Raw genomic sequence first — 16,647 nt, forward strand, 5'->3', positions numbered from 1 at the left:
AATACCACCTCGACCGATTAAGCACGGTCGCTCCCACGACCCACCGCAATCTGCGACAATCCGCACCTGCCATTTGAAAAAAGACCCTGCGCGCCTGATGACCGACGAATCGCCCTCTATCGACCAACTCCTGAAAAACCTCGACCAAGCGATGATCAGCGAACGCCATCGTCTGCGCCGCCAGTTGCACGAGGTGCGCAAGAAGCCCGACGAGGCGAAGCTGGCGCAGTGGGTGGCTCGGGTTCAGGCGTCGTGCGCGCAGGTGACGGCGCGGCGCGAAAGCGTGCCGGCGATTCGTTATGACGACAATCTGCCCATCGCCGCCAAGCGTGATGAAATCAAAGAGGCGTTGCTCAAGCATCAGGTGCTGATCATTGCCGGCGAAACCGGCTCGGGCAAAACCACCCAGTTACCCAAGATCTGCCTGGAAATCGGTCGCGGTCAGCATGGTCTGATCGGGCATACCCAGCCGCGCCGGATCGCCGCTCGCAGCGTGGCCAGCCGGGTCGCCGATGAGATCGGCACGCCGCTGGGGGCGCTGGTCGGTTACCAGGTGCGTTTCGAAGATCAAAGCGACAGCAATACCCTGATCAAGCTGATGACCGACGGTATTTTGCTGGCCGAAACCCAGCATGACCGCTTTCTTGAGCGCTACGACACGATCATCGTCGACGAAGCCCACGAACGCAGCCTGAACATCGACTTCCTGCTGGGCTACCTGAAGACGCTGCTGCCGCGTCGCCCGGACCTCAAGGTCATCATCACCTCGGCCACCATCGACCTGCAGCGCTTTTCCGAGCACTTCAACGATGCGCCGGTGATCGAGGTGTCTGGCCGCACCTTCCCTGTCGACGTCTGGTATCGCCCGCTGACCAGCGAGCAGGACGAAGAGGGCAACAGCGTCGAAGACGACCTGACTGTCGATCAGGCGATTCTGGCCACGCTGGATGAGTTGGCAGCGTTCGAACGCAGCGAGCGCAAGAGCCCCGGCGATGTACTGGTGTTCCTGCCCGGCGAGCGCGAGATTCGCGATGCGGCCGAAATGCTGCGCAAGGCCCAGCTCAGACACACCGAGATTCTGCCCCTGTACGCGCGCCTTTCGCCCGCCGAACAGCAGCGCATCTTTCAGTCGCATCCCGGCCGTCGTGTGGTGCTGGCCACCAACGTCGCCGAAACCTCGCTGACCGTGCCGGGCATCCGCTACGTGATCGATACCGGCACGGCGCGCATCAGTCGCTACAGCTACCGCGCCAAGGTTCAGCGCTTGCCGATCGAAGCGGTTTCCCAGGCCAGCGCCAACCAGCGTAAAGGCCGTTGCGGGCGTGTCGAGCCGGGGCTTTGCGTGCGCCTGTACAGCGAAGAGGATTTCAACGGTCGGCCCGAATTTACCGATCCCGAGATTCTGCGCACCAACCTGGCGGCGGTGATCCTGCAGATGCTGCACCTGCGGCTCGGCGAAATCACTGATTTCCCGTTCATCGAGCCGCCAGACGGCAAGGCGATCAGCGACGGTTTCAACCTGTTGCAGGAGCTGTCGGCGGTCAACCGCGAGAATCAGCTGACCCCGCTGGGCCGCCAACTGGCGCGTTTGCCGGTGGACCCGCGCATGGGGCGCATGCTGCTGGAAGCCGCGAAGCAGGGCAGCCTGCAAGAAGTGCTGATTGTCGCCAGCGCCATGTCCGTGCAGGACGTGCGCGAGCGGCCACCCGAGCGCCAGCAGGCTGCCGATCAGGCTCACGCGCAATGGAAAGACGCCGACTCGGACTTCGCCGGGCTGGTCAATCTGTGGCGCGGCTTCGAAGAACAGCGCCAGGCGCTGACGGCCAGCCCGTTGCGCAACTGGTGCCGACGCAACTTTCTGAATTACCTGCGCCTGCGCGAATGGCGTGATTCCCATCGGCAACTGAGCCTGATCTGTCGCGACCTGCAACTGACGGTCAACAAGGAACCGGCCGATTTCCCGAAATTCCACAAAGCCATTCTGTCGGGTCTGCTGAGCCAGATCGGGCAAAAGGCCGACGAGGGCGACTACCTTGGGGCGCGGCAACGACGCTTCTGGATTCACCCGTCTTCCGGGCTGGGCAAGAAGCGTCCGCAGTGGCTGATGGCTGCCGAACTGGTGGAAACCACCAAGCTGTATGCACGCATGGTCGCGAAGATCGATTCGGACTGGATCGAGCCGCTGGCCGGGCACCTGATCAAGAAGAACCATTTCGAGCCGCACTGGGAGAAGAAGCGCGGGCAGGTGGTTGCGTTCGAGCAGATCACCCTGTTCGGCCTGATCGTGGTCGGCCGTCGCCCGGTGCATTACGGGCCCATCGATCCGGTGGTGTCGCGCGAGCTGTTCATCCGTGAAGGGCTGGTACGCGGCGACATCCTGTCCCGGGCCAAATGCCTGAGCGCCAATACGCGCCTGCTTGAGCAGCTCGACGAGCTGGAAGCCAAGGCTCGACGGCGCGATATTCTGGCTGACGAAGACACCCTGTACAGCTTCTATGAAGCGCGGATTCCGGCTGAGATTCACCAGACGGCTACCTTCGACAGCTGGTACAAGAACGAAAGCCAGAAGAACCCGCAGTTGCTGATCATGCGCGAAGAGGACGTGCTGGCCCGCGAAGCCAGTGAAGTGACTGCCGCGCAGTATCCGGACACCTTGAGTCTGGGCGATTTGAGCCTGTCGCTGAGCTATCACTTCGAGCCCAATCACCCGCGCGATGGCGTGACCTTGCGGGTGCCAGCGCCCTTGCTGTTGTCGTTGCCTGCCGAGCGTCTTGAATGGCTGGTGCCAGGTTTGCTGGAAACCAAATGTATTGCGCTGGTTCGCAACCTGCCCAAGGCGGTGCGCAAGAATTTCGTGCCAGTTCCGGACTTCATCAAGGCGGCCCTGCAACGCATCACGTTCGGTGACGGTTCGCTGCCGCAGGCGCTGGGCCGTGAGTTGCTGCGCATGACCGGCGCGCGGGTCAGCGACGAAGCCTGGGCTGAGGCTGCGCAGCAGCTGGAAGGCCACTTGAAGATGAACCTGGAAATCGTTGACGGTAACGGCAAATTTCTCGGTGAAGGGCGTGATCTGGCTGAGCTGACAGCGCGTTTCGCTGAAGCGAGTCAGGCGGCGCTGGCGGTGCCGCAAAGCGCGAAACACCAGCAGCCGGTGGAAGCCAGGGTCTTCGCCCCGGTGGCGCAGAAGACTCAGCAGAACATCGCCGGGCTGTCGATGACGGTTTACCCGGCGCTGGTCGAAGAAGGTGGAGCGGTCAAGGAAGGCCGGTTCTCGACCCAGGCCGAGGCCGAGTATCAGCATCGCCGCGCCTTGCAGCGTTTGCTGTTGCAGCAGTTGGCCGAACCCGCCAAGTTTCTGCGCAACAAATTGCCGGGCCAGACTGAACTGGCCTTGCTGCATCGCGAACTGGGGCGCATCGATGCACTGGTCGAAGACATCCTGCTGGCCAGTCTCGACAGTTGCGTGCTGGAAGGTGAGGCCGAACTGCCGCGTGATGGCGCAGGCTTGCTGTCACTGGCCGAACGCAAACGTGCCGACTGGACCGAACATGCCGAGCGGCTCGCAAAGCTGACCCTGGAAATCCTCAAGCTGTGGCACGGTCTGCAAAAGCGCTTCAAGGGCAAGATCGACCTGGCCCAGGCCGTGGCACTGAACGATATCAAGGCGCAACTGAGCAAGCTGGTGTACCCCGGGTTTGTCCGTGAAACACCGGCTGTCTGGCTCAAGGAGCTGCCGCGCTACCTGAAGGCCATCGAGATGCGCCTGGAAAAACTGCCAGGTCAGGTGCAGAAGGACCGGGTGTGGAGCATCGAGCTGGCAGGTCTGTGGACGCAATACCAGGCACGCGCCGACAAGCACGCTCAAGAGGGCAAGCGCGATCCGGAACTGGCGTTGTACCGCTGGTGGATGGAGGAGTACCGCGTCTCGCTGTTCGCCCAGCAACTGGGTACAAAAATGCCGGTGTCGGACAAACGGTTGAGCAAGCAGTGGAGTCAGGTGGAGAGCTGATCCGCTGCTTCACGCCGCGAAGTAAATGGCGTCTATCGTGCCTATATTCATTGGCCAGATAGCGCCAAAACCGGGCTCTGTGGCACACTCCGCGCCTGTCTTCACCGTGTCATGAAATGCTGCTCCCGGTTGCGGGCAGCTTTTACAGTCGCACTGGTACGCGGGTCCCAAAAAGCAGTGGGCCTTCAGTTGCCGTGCCTGAGCAGGTCATTACCTGCAACTCAATAAGAGAGGAACGACCGTGCACAACGTCGTCATCAGCGGCACAGGCCTGTTTACCCCGGCCAACAGCATCTCCAACGAAGAGCTGGTGCAGTCTTTCAATGCCTGGGTTGCACAGTTCAACAGCGAGAACGCAGCCGCCATCGAGCGCGGCGAAGTGCAAGCGCTCAGCGAGTCCAGCGCCGCGTTCATCGAAAAGGCTTCGGGTATCAAAAGCCGCTTCGTCATGGACAAGGAGGGCATTCTCGATCCGCAGCGCATGAAGCCCAACCTGCCGGAACGCAGCAATGACGAATGGTCGATCCTCTGCCAGATGGGGGTTGCCGCCGCCGAACAGGCGTTGCAGCGCGCTGGCAAGACGGCCGCAGACATCGACGGTGTGATCGTGGCCTGCTCCAACCTGCAACGGGCCTATCCGGCGATCTCTATCGAGATTCAGGAAGCGCTGGGTATTGCAGGCTACGGTTTCGACATGAACGTGGCCTGTTCTTCGGCCACTTTCGGTATTCAGACGGCCTGCAACAGCGTGCAGCTCGGCCAGGCGCGTGCGTTGCTGGTGATCAGTCCAGAGATCTGCACCGCGCATCTGAATTTTCGTGATCGCGACAGCCATTTCATTTTCGGTGATGGCGCGACCGCCGTGGTGGTCGAGCGGGCAGACCTCGCCACCTCGCCTCATCAATTCGATATCGTCAGCACCCGTTTGCTGACCAAATTCTCGAACAACATCCGCAACAACTTCGGCTTTCTCAATCGCACCTCGGATCAAGGCCAGCATGCACCGGACAAGCTGTTCGTGCAGGAAGGGCGCAAGGTGTTCCGCGAGGTGTGCCCGATGGTGGCCGAACTGGTCAGCGCGCATTTGCAGGATAACGGCATCAACATCAGTGACGTGCAGCGTTTCTGGTTGCACCAGGCCAACCTGAGCATGAACCACTTGATTACCAAGAAGCTGCTGGGGCGTGATGCCACAGTCGAAGAAGCGCCGGTGATTCTCGACACCTACGGCAATACCAGCTCGGCCGGTTCGGTCATTGCGTTTCACACGTATCAGGATGATCTGCCCAAAGGCGCGCTGGCGGTGCTCAGTTCGTTTGGTGCCGGTTACTCGATTGGCAGCGTGATTCTGCGCAAGCGCTGATCACGTCCGACGGGTAGCGCTTTTGAGACGGGCGCTACCTGTCATATCCCGTTATGTCATGTGCAGGCCGTTGGGTCTTTATCGTATTGGCTATTCACAAAGCCATTAGCGGTATCGACCATGTTCACCCTCAGATACAAACCCTTTGAAACAATAGAATCGTCCGTTGCACACGCCTCTGTAACGCCTCCACCGCAGGACGCGGCGCCGTTCGAAGCGGAGCACGCCAACACCGAATTCATCAGGCTCAACTTGCCAGTCTGGTATGTGGGTGCGCCCACGGCACTGCGCCAGGCGCTGCATGCCAGCCAGCAAGGCGCGCGCCGTTACGCGCAGGCGCTGGAGCCTGTGCGCAACCGTCTGTTATCGGCGCAGCAGTTTGCAGCGCCTTTGCTGTCGAAAGCGTTTGTCGAACGTTTCAAACTCGACCTCGACGTTGAAGCCTTTCAACTGATGACCTGGCGCTACGACAAAACCTGGAACCCGGCCCCGCTCGAGCAGACCTTGCTTCAGGCGGCCTTGCAGAACTTCGCTCCCAGCAACAGAAGCCGCTTCGATCCCTACTCGGCAATCGTGCGTACAGGTGGCTTGCGTTACTGGCTGATCGACAGCGCCCAGCGCCGCTACAAGGTGGAATACCGGGACCGTCAGGCGATCGATCTCGAGCAGTTCGCTGATTTTTGCCATGAGCTGGATCTGGGTCGCCAGTATCAGACCCATCTGGACAGTGTGTTCAAGCCGCCAGGCCCAGCTGCGCAAGCGGTTGCCAGCGCGTTCATGGACAGCGAACGGGCTGCCGTAGAGGTGCTTGCGCATATCGCCGTGATGAAAGGCGATATCACTGACGCGGCGTACCAGACACTGCTGGATATGGTGAAGTCCGTTGACCAGCCCCGCTGGGATGGCAAGGGCGTGCGCTATTGCCAGTTGCACATGCTCGACACCTACACGTTTCCAGGCTCGCTGTTACAGGGTGCTTTGCTGATACAGCAGGACGGCGCCAAGCCCGATGACGGTCCTTGCCTGGTCTACCTGCCTTCCGAGCCTTCGCATCCGATCAAGCAGTTCGCGTCGCTGCGAGCCTTCAACGCCTGGCTGGTGACGGCCTTGGGCGGCGAACACTATCGACGCTATTTCAGCCGTTTCGTCAGCCTCGGCCAGGTACCGGCATTTTTTACCAAACTGGACGCGCGGCTGTATCCCGCCGGGGATCGCAAGCTGGACCCCGACGCCGACCTGGTCGTGCAGGCACAGCCATTCTCGAAACCGCCATTCGAGCTGCTTTACGACCATTTGCTGGCCAAAACCTATGACGACTCAAAGGCAATCGCGGTGCCTTCCGCTCAGGTGGACCGGCAGGCTCACGATGCACTGATCGAAAGCCTTGAAAACAATGGCATGAACCTGCTCAACGTGGCCGGGTTCTTTGTGCCGGTGCTGGGTGAAATCATGTCCGTGGTCGCCCTCTATCAGCTGGCCAGCGAAGCGTTCGTCGCTTACGAAGACTGGAAGCACGATGAAGTCGAAGACGCCATGCAACATGTCTATAACATCGGCGAAAACGTTGCACAGATGCTGGCGGTAGGCAGCGTGGTGGGCGCGGTGAGCGGACTGCAGCCCTCGATGTTCATCGAAAGTCTGGTGCAAAGGCGTGTCGATGGCGCCGTGCGTCTCGGCAAGCCGAGCATCGATGCCTATGCCCATGCGATCGTGTTGCCCGAGAATCTGAGCAGCAACGCTCTTGGGCTTTATGAGCACGATGGCAAGACCTGGCTGCCACTGGACGGCAAGCTGTATCGCGTCGAGTCTGATGCGTCCGGCCTCGACTGGCGCGTCAGGCACCCGGTGAATGAGCGTTCGTACGCGCCGAGGCTCAAGCACAACGGTGCCGGTGCGTGGCGCCATGAGTGGGAAAACCCCATGGGCTGGGACGAGGTAACGGCATTCAAACGCCTGAACCCGACGTGTAATGCGCTCCCGGAAGAGGACATTCAGAAAGTCCTGCGCATTACCGGCACCCACGAGGCTTTGCTACGCCAGATACACGTCGAGAACCTCCAGCCTCCTGCCTTGCTGAATGATGCCATTCAGCGCGTTGAAACAGAACGGCAGCTGCAGGTCTGTATCGAAGCCCTTAAGGCCAATGATGTGTCGCAGGTTCATGTTTCTCATATCGAGCCGTGGTTGAAACTGCTGGTGTCGTCACCGCGCTGGCATGAGACCCGCGGCCTGTTACTGGTCGACGCACAAGGGACGTTGCTGGAATCCTGGAACACGGGGTCGCAGATGACGCTGTCGTCCCATGTCGCAGGGCCGACCGGGCACCTCAGTCAAGTGCTCGGCCAGTTGCTGGAAAGTCTGCCGGCCGACGAAGTCACTCGTCTGACCGGGAGCGACAGTGCCGACAAAGCCGTTCAACTGCAGGGCTTCAAACGCTATCTGGCCGATTACGCCCAGACGCACGTGGGGCACCTGCTGGATGACGTACAGGCGCTCAAAGGTCGTAGCGACGACTCGCATGTCCAGTTGATACAGCGCGACTTCGGCAGCTTGCCGAGCAGCGTGGCGCTCGAACTCATCGGCATGGCCAGCGACGCAGACAAAGCACGAATGACCACGGAAAAACGCATTCCTCTGACACTTGCCGAGCATGCCCGCGAGTACCAGCAGCAGCTGCGGATAAACCGCGCCAACGAAGGCTTCTATCGGGCGGTAACCGACAATCTGGACACGCAGGCGGCGGGGCTGGGCATGCTGCAGTACGTGCCAGGCTGGCGGGGTGATGTTTCGATCGATCTGCTGAAGGATTCGCTGGAGGGCGACGAAATCGCCAGTCTCGACAGCGATGAGGCCGCAGCGCACCGCCTGCTGGTCAGTACCGAAGCGGGGGTTCAGTGCTTCGAGCCGTCAGGTGAATCGCTCGGTGAAGTCGATCAGCTGTTCTTCAGGGCGTTGTTGCTGGCGCTTCCCGAACAGGTACGGCTCGACATTCAGTTGCCTGCTGGCGCGGATGAGCAGCAACTGCGCAGTCTGTTGCGCAATACGGCAGTCGAACGACGTGAGCGCATGGCTTCCATCTTGCAATTGCAGCCGATCAAGCCCGGTATCAAATGGCCGCAACGCTTGCCCCATGGCCGTATTGGCTACCCGCTGAGTGGACGGTTGCGAGGTTTCTTTCGTCGTCTGGGCATTGGCGCGTCCGGGCACTCGCCGGAGCTTGCGGTAAAAAGTCTTTACCCAGGTTTTTCCGATGCAGAAGTGTCCGGTTTCCTGAGCGCGTTACGCGCCGAACACACCGGGCCGGCGCGGGAGTTGTCGACTTTCGTCCGGCAAAGACTGAGCGGCCTCGCCGATGAATTGCGAACGCTTCAAATTACTCTGGACACCTGGGTCGCGGAAACGCCCTTTTCTTCGTTGCGCAGGCCGAGGGAGGTTGCCGCGACGCGCATTCACGACTGCTGGAAACGCTTGAGCTTTCAGTGCCGAAACTTTCAGGGTAACTTTTTAGGGTATGCGCTCGATCTGGATAATCTGCGTATCGGAGAACTGCCAGATATCACGGCCAACTTCGACCATGTGGCGGTGCTGAAAGCCCGCGCCATGCAGCTTACCGATCCACAAGCGAATACATTGCTGAAAAACTTCAATAGACTGCGTTCGCTGAGCCTGGACTTCAATGACCTGCGATCCTTGCCGACCTCGATAGGGCAAATGCCTCAGCTTGCAGAGCTGTCCATCAGCCACAATCCGCTGATCTGGACAGCGTCTGCCAACGTGGCGTTGCAGAACCTGAACCGCTTGGAAATTCTGGACCTCAATTTTTGCTCGCTCGGCGAGGACGTCCCCATCACTGCACTGAACTCGCTGCGTCTGTTGTTTCTGCGCGGCACCGGCATTAGTGCATTGCCTGCGTGGAACTGGCTGCGGTCCGAGCTGATTCGTATTGATGTGCGTGACAATCGCATCTCGGAAATATCCATCGATGAGCTCGATAACATCGAGCGCTCCCTCAGTTCCTCGCGCCTGCACCTGCATCTGAACGGCAATCCACTGAATTCACCTACGCTGGAACGCATCAGGCTGTTTCGCGAAGGCAGGCAGCGACCGCGCTGGAGTGTGAGCCAGAACCTGCGTCCAGTCGAGGCCGGGCCTGACAGTGCACCGTGGCTTGCAGGCCTGAATCGTGAGCAGGTGAATACCCGCATAAGGCTGTGGCAAGACCTGCGCGCCTGTGTCGGGTCCGCGGACTTTTTTCAGATGCTGAGCGATCTGACGCACTCTGCCGACTTCTCAAGTAACCGCGACGAGCTGATTGCGCGAGTCTGGTCGATGATCGAATCGGCGTCGGTAAACGCCGAGCTGCGTGCCCAGCTCTTCGATCTTGCCGCGCACCCGCAGACGTGTGGCGATGGACTGGCATTGGTGTTTGGCGACATGGAAGTGCGCGTCCAGATCTTCTCGATCATGTCATCCACGCCGGCGGCCGCGCAGCCACGCAAGCTGTTCAAGATGACCCGTAGTCTGGACCGGCTGGACCAGGTGGAGAAAATTGCCCTGCGCGATATTGCGTTTCGTCAGGCTAGCGGCGAAAGGGTCGATGAGGCCGAAGTACGCTTGGCCTACCGCATCGGTCTGCAAGCGCGGCTTGAACTGCCAGGACAGCCGCGAACCATGTGGTTCCGCGCTATTGCCAAGGTGAACGAAGCGGATTTGCAGGCGGCGTACAACGAAATCATCGATCGCGAAACCACCCCTGAATTTTTCCAGTCGATGATTGCCCGGGAGTTCTGGATGAGTTATCTGGAAATTCGTTACGCCCTGGAGTTCGAGCCGGTCAAGCAGCCTTTCAATCAGCGCCTGGTGGCCCTGGATGAGTTGCCGCCTGACCAGCAATCCGATCAGCAGTACCTCGAGCAGATTGGCGTGATCTCCCGTGAGCGTGAGCAGGCGATCAATGAATTCGCGATCAATCTTTCCAGGCAGATTGCGGAGGCGGTGAACATGACGGCTCAATAAGGGATATTCTTCACCCTGTCTGCCTATCGGGGAACCTGCATGCCTGTTCACGTAATCGACAGCCTCGGCACCGTCGCGCCTGCCCAGTGGGATGCGCTGGTGCCTGGCAATCAGCCATTCCTGCGGCATGCGTTTCTCAGCTCGCTGGAGGACAGCGGCAGCCTGGGGTCGCGTTCAGGCTGGCGTGCCGAGCATGTGCTGCACTACGAAAACGATCAGTTGGTGGCCGCGTTGCCGGCTTACCGGAAGTGGCATTCTTACGGCGAGTATGTGTTCGATCACGCCTGGGCAGACGCCTGTCGTCGTGCCGGGATCGCCTATTACCCCAAGCTGCTGATCGCCGTGCCTTTCAGCCCGGTCGGCGGTTCGCGGATCCTGTCTGCGACGCCTCAAGGCGGCATGGAATTGCTCAGCGAGCTGCCGGCGTACCTGCAACGTGAGGGGCTGTCGAGCGCTCACGTGAACTTCACCGATCCGGCGGCCGATACCTTGCTTGAAACCCAGGAGGGCTGGCTGCAACGGATCGGTTGCCAGTTTCATTGGCACAATCGTGGCTACCGCGATTTCCAGGACTTTCTGGACGCATTGAGTTCGCGCAAGCGCAAACAGATGCGCAAGGAACGTGAGCAGGTGGCCGGGCAGGGCATCGAGTTTGAATGGCTAGAAGGCGCGCAGATGAGCGAAGTGCTGTGGGACTTCGTCTATGCGTGCTATTCCAATACCTATGAGGTGCGTGGGCAGGCGCCTTATCTGACGCGTGAGTTCTTCAGCCTGCTTGCCGAACGCATGCCCGAGTCTATCCGTGTGGTCATCGCGCTGCAGGGCTCACGCCCTGTGGCGATGGCCTTCAGCCTGATCGGCGATGACAGTTTCTACGGGCGCTACTGGGGCTGCCTGGCCGAGTTCGACCGGCTGCATTTCGAGACCTGTTTCTATCAAGGCATGGACTACGCCATCGCTCACGGCCTGCAACGCTTCGACGCCGGTGCGCAGGGCGAACATAAGCTGATCCGCGGTTTTGAACCACAGATCACCCGTTCATGGCACTACCTGATGCATCCTGGCTTGAAGGACGCGGTGAGCGAGTTTCTGGAGCAGGAGCGAGCAGGCGTGCTGGCGTATGCAGAAGATGCGCGCAGTGCGTTGCCGTATCGGCAGGCGGAGTAGTAGGTGGATCACTGCTCCTGAATATCTTGCGAGGTTGCTAGCGAAGAGGTCAGCAGCCTCCCCATTGATTGTGCGGGGTGGCGCAGACTTGTGACGCGGAGCGTCACGAAATGCATGCCAACGCGGAGCATTGGCACGATAGTCATGGGTACCGGCAGGCGGAGTAGCAGGTGGATCACTGCTCCTGAAGATCTTGCGGGAGTGAGCCGGGCGACGCTTCGCTTGCTCGCGAAGAAGCCAGCAGCCTCCCCATAGTCAATCTACCCCTACGAACCCACCCGTCTGATGCTGCCACAACCGGGCATAAAGCCCGCCACGCGCCAGCAGTTCGGCATGAGTACCGGTTTCGGCGATCTGGCCTTTCTCCAGAACCACCAGGCGATCCATGCGCGCGATGGTCGACAGGCGGTGAGCGATGGCGATGACCGTCTTGCCCTGCATCAACGTCTCCAGACTCTCCTGAATCGCCGCTTCAACTTCGGAATCGAGCGCAGACGTGGCTTCGTCCATGATCAGGATCGGCGCATCTTTGAGCAGCACGCGGGTAATTGCAATGCGCTGGCGCTGGCCACCGGACAGTTTGACGCCGCGCTCACCGACGTGAGCATCAAAGCCGGTGCGGCCTTCGGAGTCCGATAGCAGCGGGATGAACTCATCGGCACGAGCCTTGTGGATCGACTCCCAGAGCTGTTCATCGGTTGCGTCCGGGTTGCCATACAGCAGGTTTTCGCGAATCGAGCGGTGCAACAGTGACGTGTCCTGAGTGATCATGCCGATTTGCGCACGCAGGCTTTCCTGGGTGATTTCGGCGATGTCCTGGCCGTCGATCAGAATCCTGCCGCCCTGCACGTCGTACATGCGCAACAGCAAATTCACCAGCGTCGACTTGCCCGCACCGGAAGGCCCGATCAGACCGATTTTCTCGCCCGGTTTTATGTCCAGGTTGAGGTTGTGGATGATCCCGTTGCCATTGCCGTAATGGAAGTCGACGCCATCGAACTTCACGCCGCCCTTGTCGATCTTCAGCGGCAGGGCGCCGGGTGTGTCGTTGACCGTGACCGGTTGCGAAATGCTTTCGAGACCATCCTGTACGGTGCCGATGTTCTCGAAGATGCCGTTGACCACCCACATGATCCAGCCAGACATATTGACGATGCGGATCACCAGCCCGGTGGCCAGCGCAATGGCCCCGACCGAGATCATCGACTGGGTCCACAGCCACAATGCCAGACCGGTGGTGGTGACAATCAGCACGCCGTTCATGGTGGTGATGGTGGTGTCCATCGACGTCACGACCCGTCCGGCCAACTGGCTTTTCTCGGTGTGGTCGCGCATCGCTTCACGCGCGTATTGCTGTTCATGGTTGGTGTGGGCGAACAGTTTCAGGGTAGTGATGTTGGTGTAGCCGTCGACGATCCGGCCCATGAGCTTTGAGCGCGCATCGGAGGAGTCCACCGAACGCTGTTTGACTCGGGGTACGAAGTACATCAGCGAGAGTATGAAAGCCACGATCCAGGTGCCCAGCGGGATCATCAGGCGCCAGTCTGCTTCAGCGAACAGCACCATGGCGCTGATGGCGTAGATCAGCACATGCCAGAGGGCGTCCACTGACTGCACCGCCGAGTCACGTAACGAGTTACCGGTCTGCATGATGCGCTGGGCGATGCGCCCGGCGAAGTCGTTCTGGAAGAAGTTGACGCTCTGCTTGAGCACATGGCTGTGGTTTTGCCAGCGAATCAGGTTGGTCATGCCCGGGCTGATGGTCTGATGCACCAACAGGTCATGCAGGCCGACGAATATCGGCCGCAGCAGCAGGGCCACGACCACCATCCAGATCAGCTCCGAGCCATGAATGCTGAAGAAGTCCTTGGGCGCCGTGGTTTGTGCCAGGTCGATGATGCGGCTCAGGTAGCTGAACAGCGACACCTCGATCAGGGCACCGATCAGCCCGACCACCAGCAGTGCGGTAAAGGTCGGCCATACCTGACGCAGGTAATACAGGTAGAACGCGAAGACGGTGTTGGGCGGGGCAGCGGTAGGAGCGTCTTTGAAGATGTCGATCAGCTTTTCAAAACGACGATAAAGCATTGGCTATCAGACCCACGCAATGTGGGCTCTCCTTGATAAGTAGAGGCTGTCCCGTCCGCCCCGCACGAGCCGGAAAGGCGTCGTGCGGCACAGGCTCCAGATCAGTCGACGCGTTTTGCGGACTTGATCAGGATCGGGTCGACGGGCACGTTCTGCATGCCTTTCTGGTTGCCGGTGCGGGCGTTGACGATGTTGTCGACGACGTCCATACCTTTGACGACTTTGCCAAACACCGCATAACCGAAGTCACGGGTGCCGTTGTCGAGCATTGCATTGTCGTTGGTATTGATGAAGAACTGGCTGGTGGCCGAGTTCACGTCCGAGGTGCGGGCCATGGCGATGGTGCCACGCACATTATGCAGACCGTTCTGGGCTTCGTTCTTGATCGGGTCCTTGGTGGGCTTTTGAACCAGTTGCTGGGTAAAACCGCCACCCTGAACCATGAATCCCGGGATCACACGGTGAAAAATGGTGTTGCTGTAGAAACCGCTGTCCACGTAACCCAGAAAATTTGCGGTGCTGAGAGGTGCCTTGGTGTCTGCCAGCTCGATTTCAATCTGCCCGAAGCTGGTGTCGAGTACCACATGCGTGGCCTTGTCTGGAGCAGCCATCAGGTTGGCAGCAAACAGTACGGTACAGGCGGTGAGAGCGATTTTTTTCAGCATGTGGCAAAACGTCCTTCGGTAAGAAATATCGACTGTGGCCGGCAAGGAAAACACGTTTGGCTTTTTTTGCCCAGCTTTTGCCTTGCACAGCGTTCGAAGGTCGGCACTGCGTTACGCGACCCATCCGCACACGGTTTCAGACCCCGCTACTTTCGATGAATTCCAGCAGCGTGCGGTTGAATGGCTCGGGCTGGTCCAGCGGCGTGGCATGCCGGGAGTCGCTGATGACCACCAGCCGGGCGTTGGGCAGGCGTTTCACGTAATCCTCTTTGAGCGATACCGGTGTGTAGTCGTGTTCGGCGGCGATGATCAGGGTCGGGCAGGTGATGCGCGCCAGGCGGTGTTCCACGCCCCAGCCGACAATGGCATCAAAGCTGGCGAGGTAGGCCCGCTTGTCATTTTTGCTCCAGCGCTCGGCCATCTTGCGCCGCAGTTCGGCCTGCTCCGGCTTGGGAAACAGTCGTTTGCCGAGTGCCTGCCCCAGGGTTGCCATACCGACGACGCGTGACAGGGTCCAGCGTCTGGCCCACTGCCAGAGGTCACCGAGACTTCTGACCTTGACCTGCGGGGCGCTGTTGACAATGCACAGGCTCTTGAGCAACTCCGGCTGATCGACTGCCAATTGAAAGCCGACCATGCCACCCATCGACAGGCCGACCACATGCACCGGGCCGAGTCGAAGATGTTCGATCAGCGCCTCCACGTCGTTGCTCATACCCTGAATACTGTACCGCTCGTGAGGCTTGTCCGAACGTCCATGACCGCGCATGTCCATGACAATGACGCGGTAGTGCGCGGCCAGCGCCGGGATCTGGTATTCCCAGTCCTGACAGCTGGACCCCAGGCCATGCAGCAGCAGGACCGGTGCGCCCTGACCATATTCCTCGTAATGCAGCGTGCACTCGTCATGCTCGAAAAAAGCCATCTGCCTACTCCTGTCAGGCGTGTTGAGGTGCCGTCAGCGCTGTGGTCAATGGCGCGGTGTCGAAGGTGCGGATCAGGTCGATCAGAATCTGTGTCGCCGGGCCCAGCGGCCGGTCCTTGCTGGAGTAAAGATAGAACGTCGGGTTGCGGTTGCCGCCTTTGTCGAGGGGCAGGGGCTTGAGCAGCCCTTCGCGCAGTTCACGCTCGATCATGTGCCGAGGCAGCCACGCAAATCCCAGTCCGTTGCTGACAAAGGTCGTTGCGGTGCCGAGGCTGCCGACCGTCCAGCGTTGTTCGGCGCCCAGCCAGCCGACATCCCTGGGCTGCTGCCTGCCGGAGTCGCGAATCACCACCTGCAACTGGCTTTCCAGGTCTTGAAAGGTCAATTCGCGATTGGCCTGATGCAGTGCGTGGTCCGGATGGGCAACGGCGACGAACTCGACAGAGCTCATTTCTGTACCCAGATGGCCCGGGATGCTGTAACCGCTGATGGCGAGGTCCGCGACGCCTTCGAGCAACACTTCTTCGACCCCGGACAGCACCTCTTCACGCAGGCGAACCCGGCAGCCACGGCTTTGCGGCATGAACGCGGTCAGCGCCCTGACCAGGCGGGCCGAGGGATAGGCGGCGTCGATGACCAGTCGGACTTCGGCCTCCCAGCCCTGTTCCATGTGATGCGCCAGGTCTTCCAGCTGGCTGGCCTGCTTGACCAACTGCCGCGAGCGTCGCAGCAACACGCCGCCGGCCTCGGTCAGGACCGCTTTGCGTCCATCAATGCGCAGCAACGGCACGCCGAGCTGTTCCTGCATGCGAGCCACGGTGTAACTCACGGATGATTGCGAACGGTGCAAGGCCTCGGCGGCCTGGGCAAAACCGCCATGATCGACTACGGCCTGCAAGGTGCGCCACTGGTCGAGAGTCACGCGGGGCGCTTTCATGCGGTTATTCCTCTTTAATTCGCTGGGTGTTGTTCTATTCTGACAATTTGGTCCCGGAGACTGCCGAATGAATCGACTGTGCTGTGTGCTGCTGGCCATGTTCCCGGTTGCCGCCTTTGCCTACCCCATTGAAGTGGAAAAGCAGTATCAGGCGGTGAAGATCGACTACGTCACGCATGACGTCTATCACGACACAGGGGCCATCACGGTCAATAACTATGGTGACGTAGACGCCAAATGTGCGGTGGTGTTCATCAATGGCCCGGAAGCACCCCGTACCCGGCGTGTGCAGGTCGGTGCAGGCAAGAGCGTTGACGTTTCATCCAGCTTCAAGCGCAGCATCATCAAGTTGCGCATCAAGCTCACCTGTCAGCCCGCCTGAGAGTAGAGCGCTCTGATGGATAAAACAAATTTCTAGATGGGTTGTGGCGAGGATTGACGGCTTTTGATCGATACGGTGATTTTTAAGCGAGTTTT

The 16,647-nt window shown here is 59.9% G+C and carries 9 protein-coding genes; 5 read left to right on the top strand and 4 right to left on the bottom strand.

All coding sequences use genetic code 11. From position 1 onward, the window contains the following. The first annotated feature begins 97 nt into the window (after window positions 1-97). The 4 genes from hrpA to I9H07_RS05610 all read left to right on the top strand — a co-directional run bounded on the left by hrpA (window position 98) and on the right by I9H07_RS05610 (window position 11,555). A complete protein-coding gene (hrpA, locus tag I9H07_RS05595; RefSeq protein WP_236424902.1) occupies window positions 98-4,009 on the top strand; it encodes an ATP-dependent RNA helicase HrpA in 3,912 nt (1,303 codons plus the stop codon). Between the two features lie 241 nt (window positions 4,010-4,250). After that, the gene (locus I9H07_RS05600) at window positions 4,251-5,372 is read left to right on the top strand and encodes a beta-ketoacyl-ACP synthase III (RefSeq protein ID WP_058824236.1); all 1,122 of its coding nucleotides are present in this window, start codon (window positions 4,251-4,253) and stop codon (window positions 5,370-5,372) included. 120 nt (window positions 5,373-5,492) lie between these two features. Continuing rightward, complete coding sequence (locus I9H07_RS05605; RefSeq protein WP_236424900.1) at window positions 5,493-10,388, top strand: NEL-type E3 ubiquitin ligase domain-containing protein; 4,896 nt, start codon at window positions 5,493-5,495, stop codon at window positions 10,386-10,388. 39 nt (window positions 10,389-10,427) lie between these two features. After that, window positions 10,428-11,555: a GNAT family N-acetyltransferase gene (locus I9H07_RS05610; protein ID WP_236424897.1), complete on the top strand. Its 1,128-nt coding sequence runs from the start codon at window positions 10,428-10,430 to the stop codon at window positions 11,553-11,555. Window positions 11,556-11,810: 255 nt separating this feature from the next. Here I9H07_RS05610 and I9H07_RS05615 read toward each other — a convergent pair whose 3' ends face one another. The 4 genes from I9H07_RS05615 to I9H07_RS05630 form a co-directional block, all read right to left on the bottom strand. Next, window positions 11,811-13,643, bottom strand: coding sequence for an ABC transporter ATP-binding protein (locus I9H07_RS05615; RefSeq protein WP_024675953.1), 1,833 nt, complete (start codon window positions 13,641-13,643; stop codon window positions 11,811-11,813). Window positions 13,644-13,744: 101 nt separating this feature from the next. Further along, window positions 13,745-14,308 (bottom strand): peptidylprolyl isomerase, encoded by a 564-nt coding sequence (locus tag I9H07_RS05620; RefSeq protein ID WP_024675952.1) that lies wholly within the window; start codon window positions 14,306-14,308, stop codon window positions 13,745-13,747. Window positions 14,309-14,444: 136 nt separating this feature from the next. Continuing rightward, window positions 14,445-15,233 (bottom strand): alpha/beta fold hydrolase, encoded by a 789-nt coding sequence (locus I9H07_RS05625; protein WP_024675951.1) that lies wholly within the window; start codon window positions 15,231-15,233, stop codon window positions 14,445-14,447. Between the two features lie 13 nt (window positions 15,234-15,246). Further along, window positions 15,247-16,170, bottom strand: coding sequence for a LysR family transcriptional regulator (locus I9H07_RS05630; protein ID WP_058392274.1), 924 nt, complete (start codon window positions 16,168-16,170; stop codon window positions 15,247-15,249). A 67-nt stretch (window positions 16,171-16,237) separates the two neighbouring features. Between I9H07_RS05630 and I9H07_RS05635 the strand changes: the two genes are divergently transcribed. Next, window positions 16,238-16,552: a hypothetical protein gene (locus tag I9H07_RS05635; protein ID WP_024675949.1), complete on the top strand. Its 315-nt coding sequence runs from the start codon at window positions 16,238-16,240 to the stop codon at window positions 16,550-16,552. Window positions 16,553-16,647 lie beyond the last annotated feature (95 nt).

Origin of the sequence: Pseudomonas syringae (genome assembly GCF_023278085.1) — a bacterium.
GTDB classification, from domain to species: Bacteria; Pseudomonadota; Gammaproteobacteria; order Pseudomonadales; family Pseudomonadaceae; genus Aquipseudomonas; species Aquipseudomonas syringae_Q.

What these genes read in the sequence shown, in the direction of transcription:
- I9H07_RS05620 (WP_024675952.1), bottom strand. Translation starts at nt 14,308, where the DNA reads ATGCTGAAAAAAATCGCTCTCACCGCCTGTACCGTACTGTTTGCTGCC.
- I9H07_RS05605 (WP_236424900.1), top strand. Translation starts at nt 5,493, where the DNA reads ATGTTCACCCTCAGATACAAACCCTTTGAAACAATAGAATCGTCCGTT.
- I9H07_RS05610 (WP_236424897.1), top strand. Translation starts at nt 10,428, where the DNA reads ATGCCTGTTCACGTAATCGACAGCCTCGGCACCGTCGCGCCTGCCCAG.
- I9H07_RS05625 (WP_024675951.1), bottom strand. Translation starts at nt 15,233, where the DNA reads ATGGCTTTTTTCGAGCATGACGAGTGCACGCTGCATTACGAGGAATAT.
- I9H07_RS05635 (WP_024675949.1), top strand. Translation starts at nt 16,238, where the DNA reads ATGAATCGACTGTGCTGTGTGCTGCTGGCCATGTTCCCGGTTGCCGCC.
- hrpA (WP_236424902.1), top strand. Translation starts at nt 98, where the DNA reads ATGACCGACGAATCGCCCTCTATCGACCAACTCCTGAAAAACCTCGAC.
- I9H07_RS05615 (WP_024675953.1), bottom strand. Translation starts at nt 13,643, where the DNA reads ATGCTTTATCGTCGTTTTGAAAAGCTGATCGACATCTTCAAAGACGCT.
- I9H07_RS05630 (WP_058392274.1), bottom strand. Translation starts at nt 16,170, where the DNA reads ATGAAAGCGCCCCGCGTGACTCTCGACCAGTGGCGCACCTTGCAGGCC.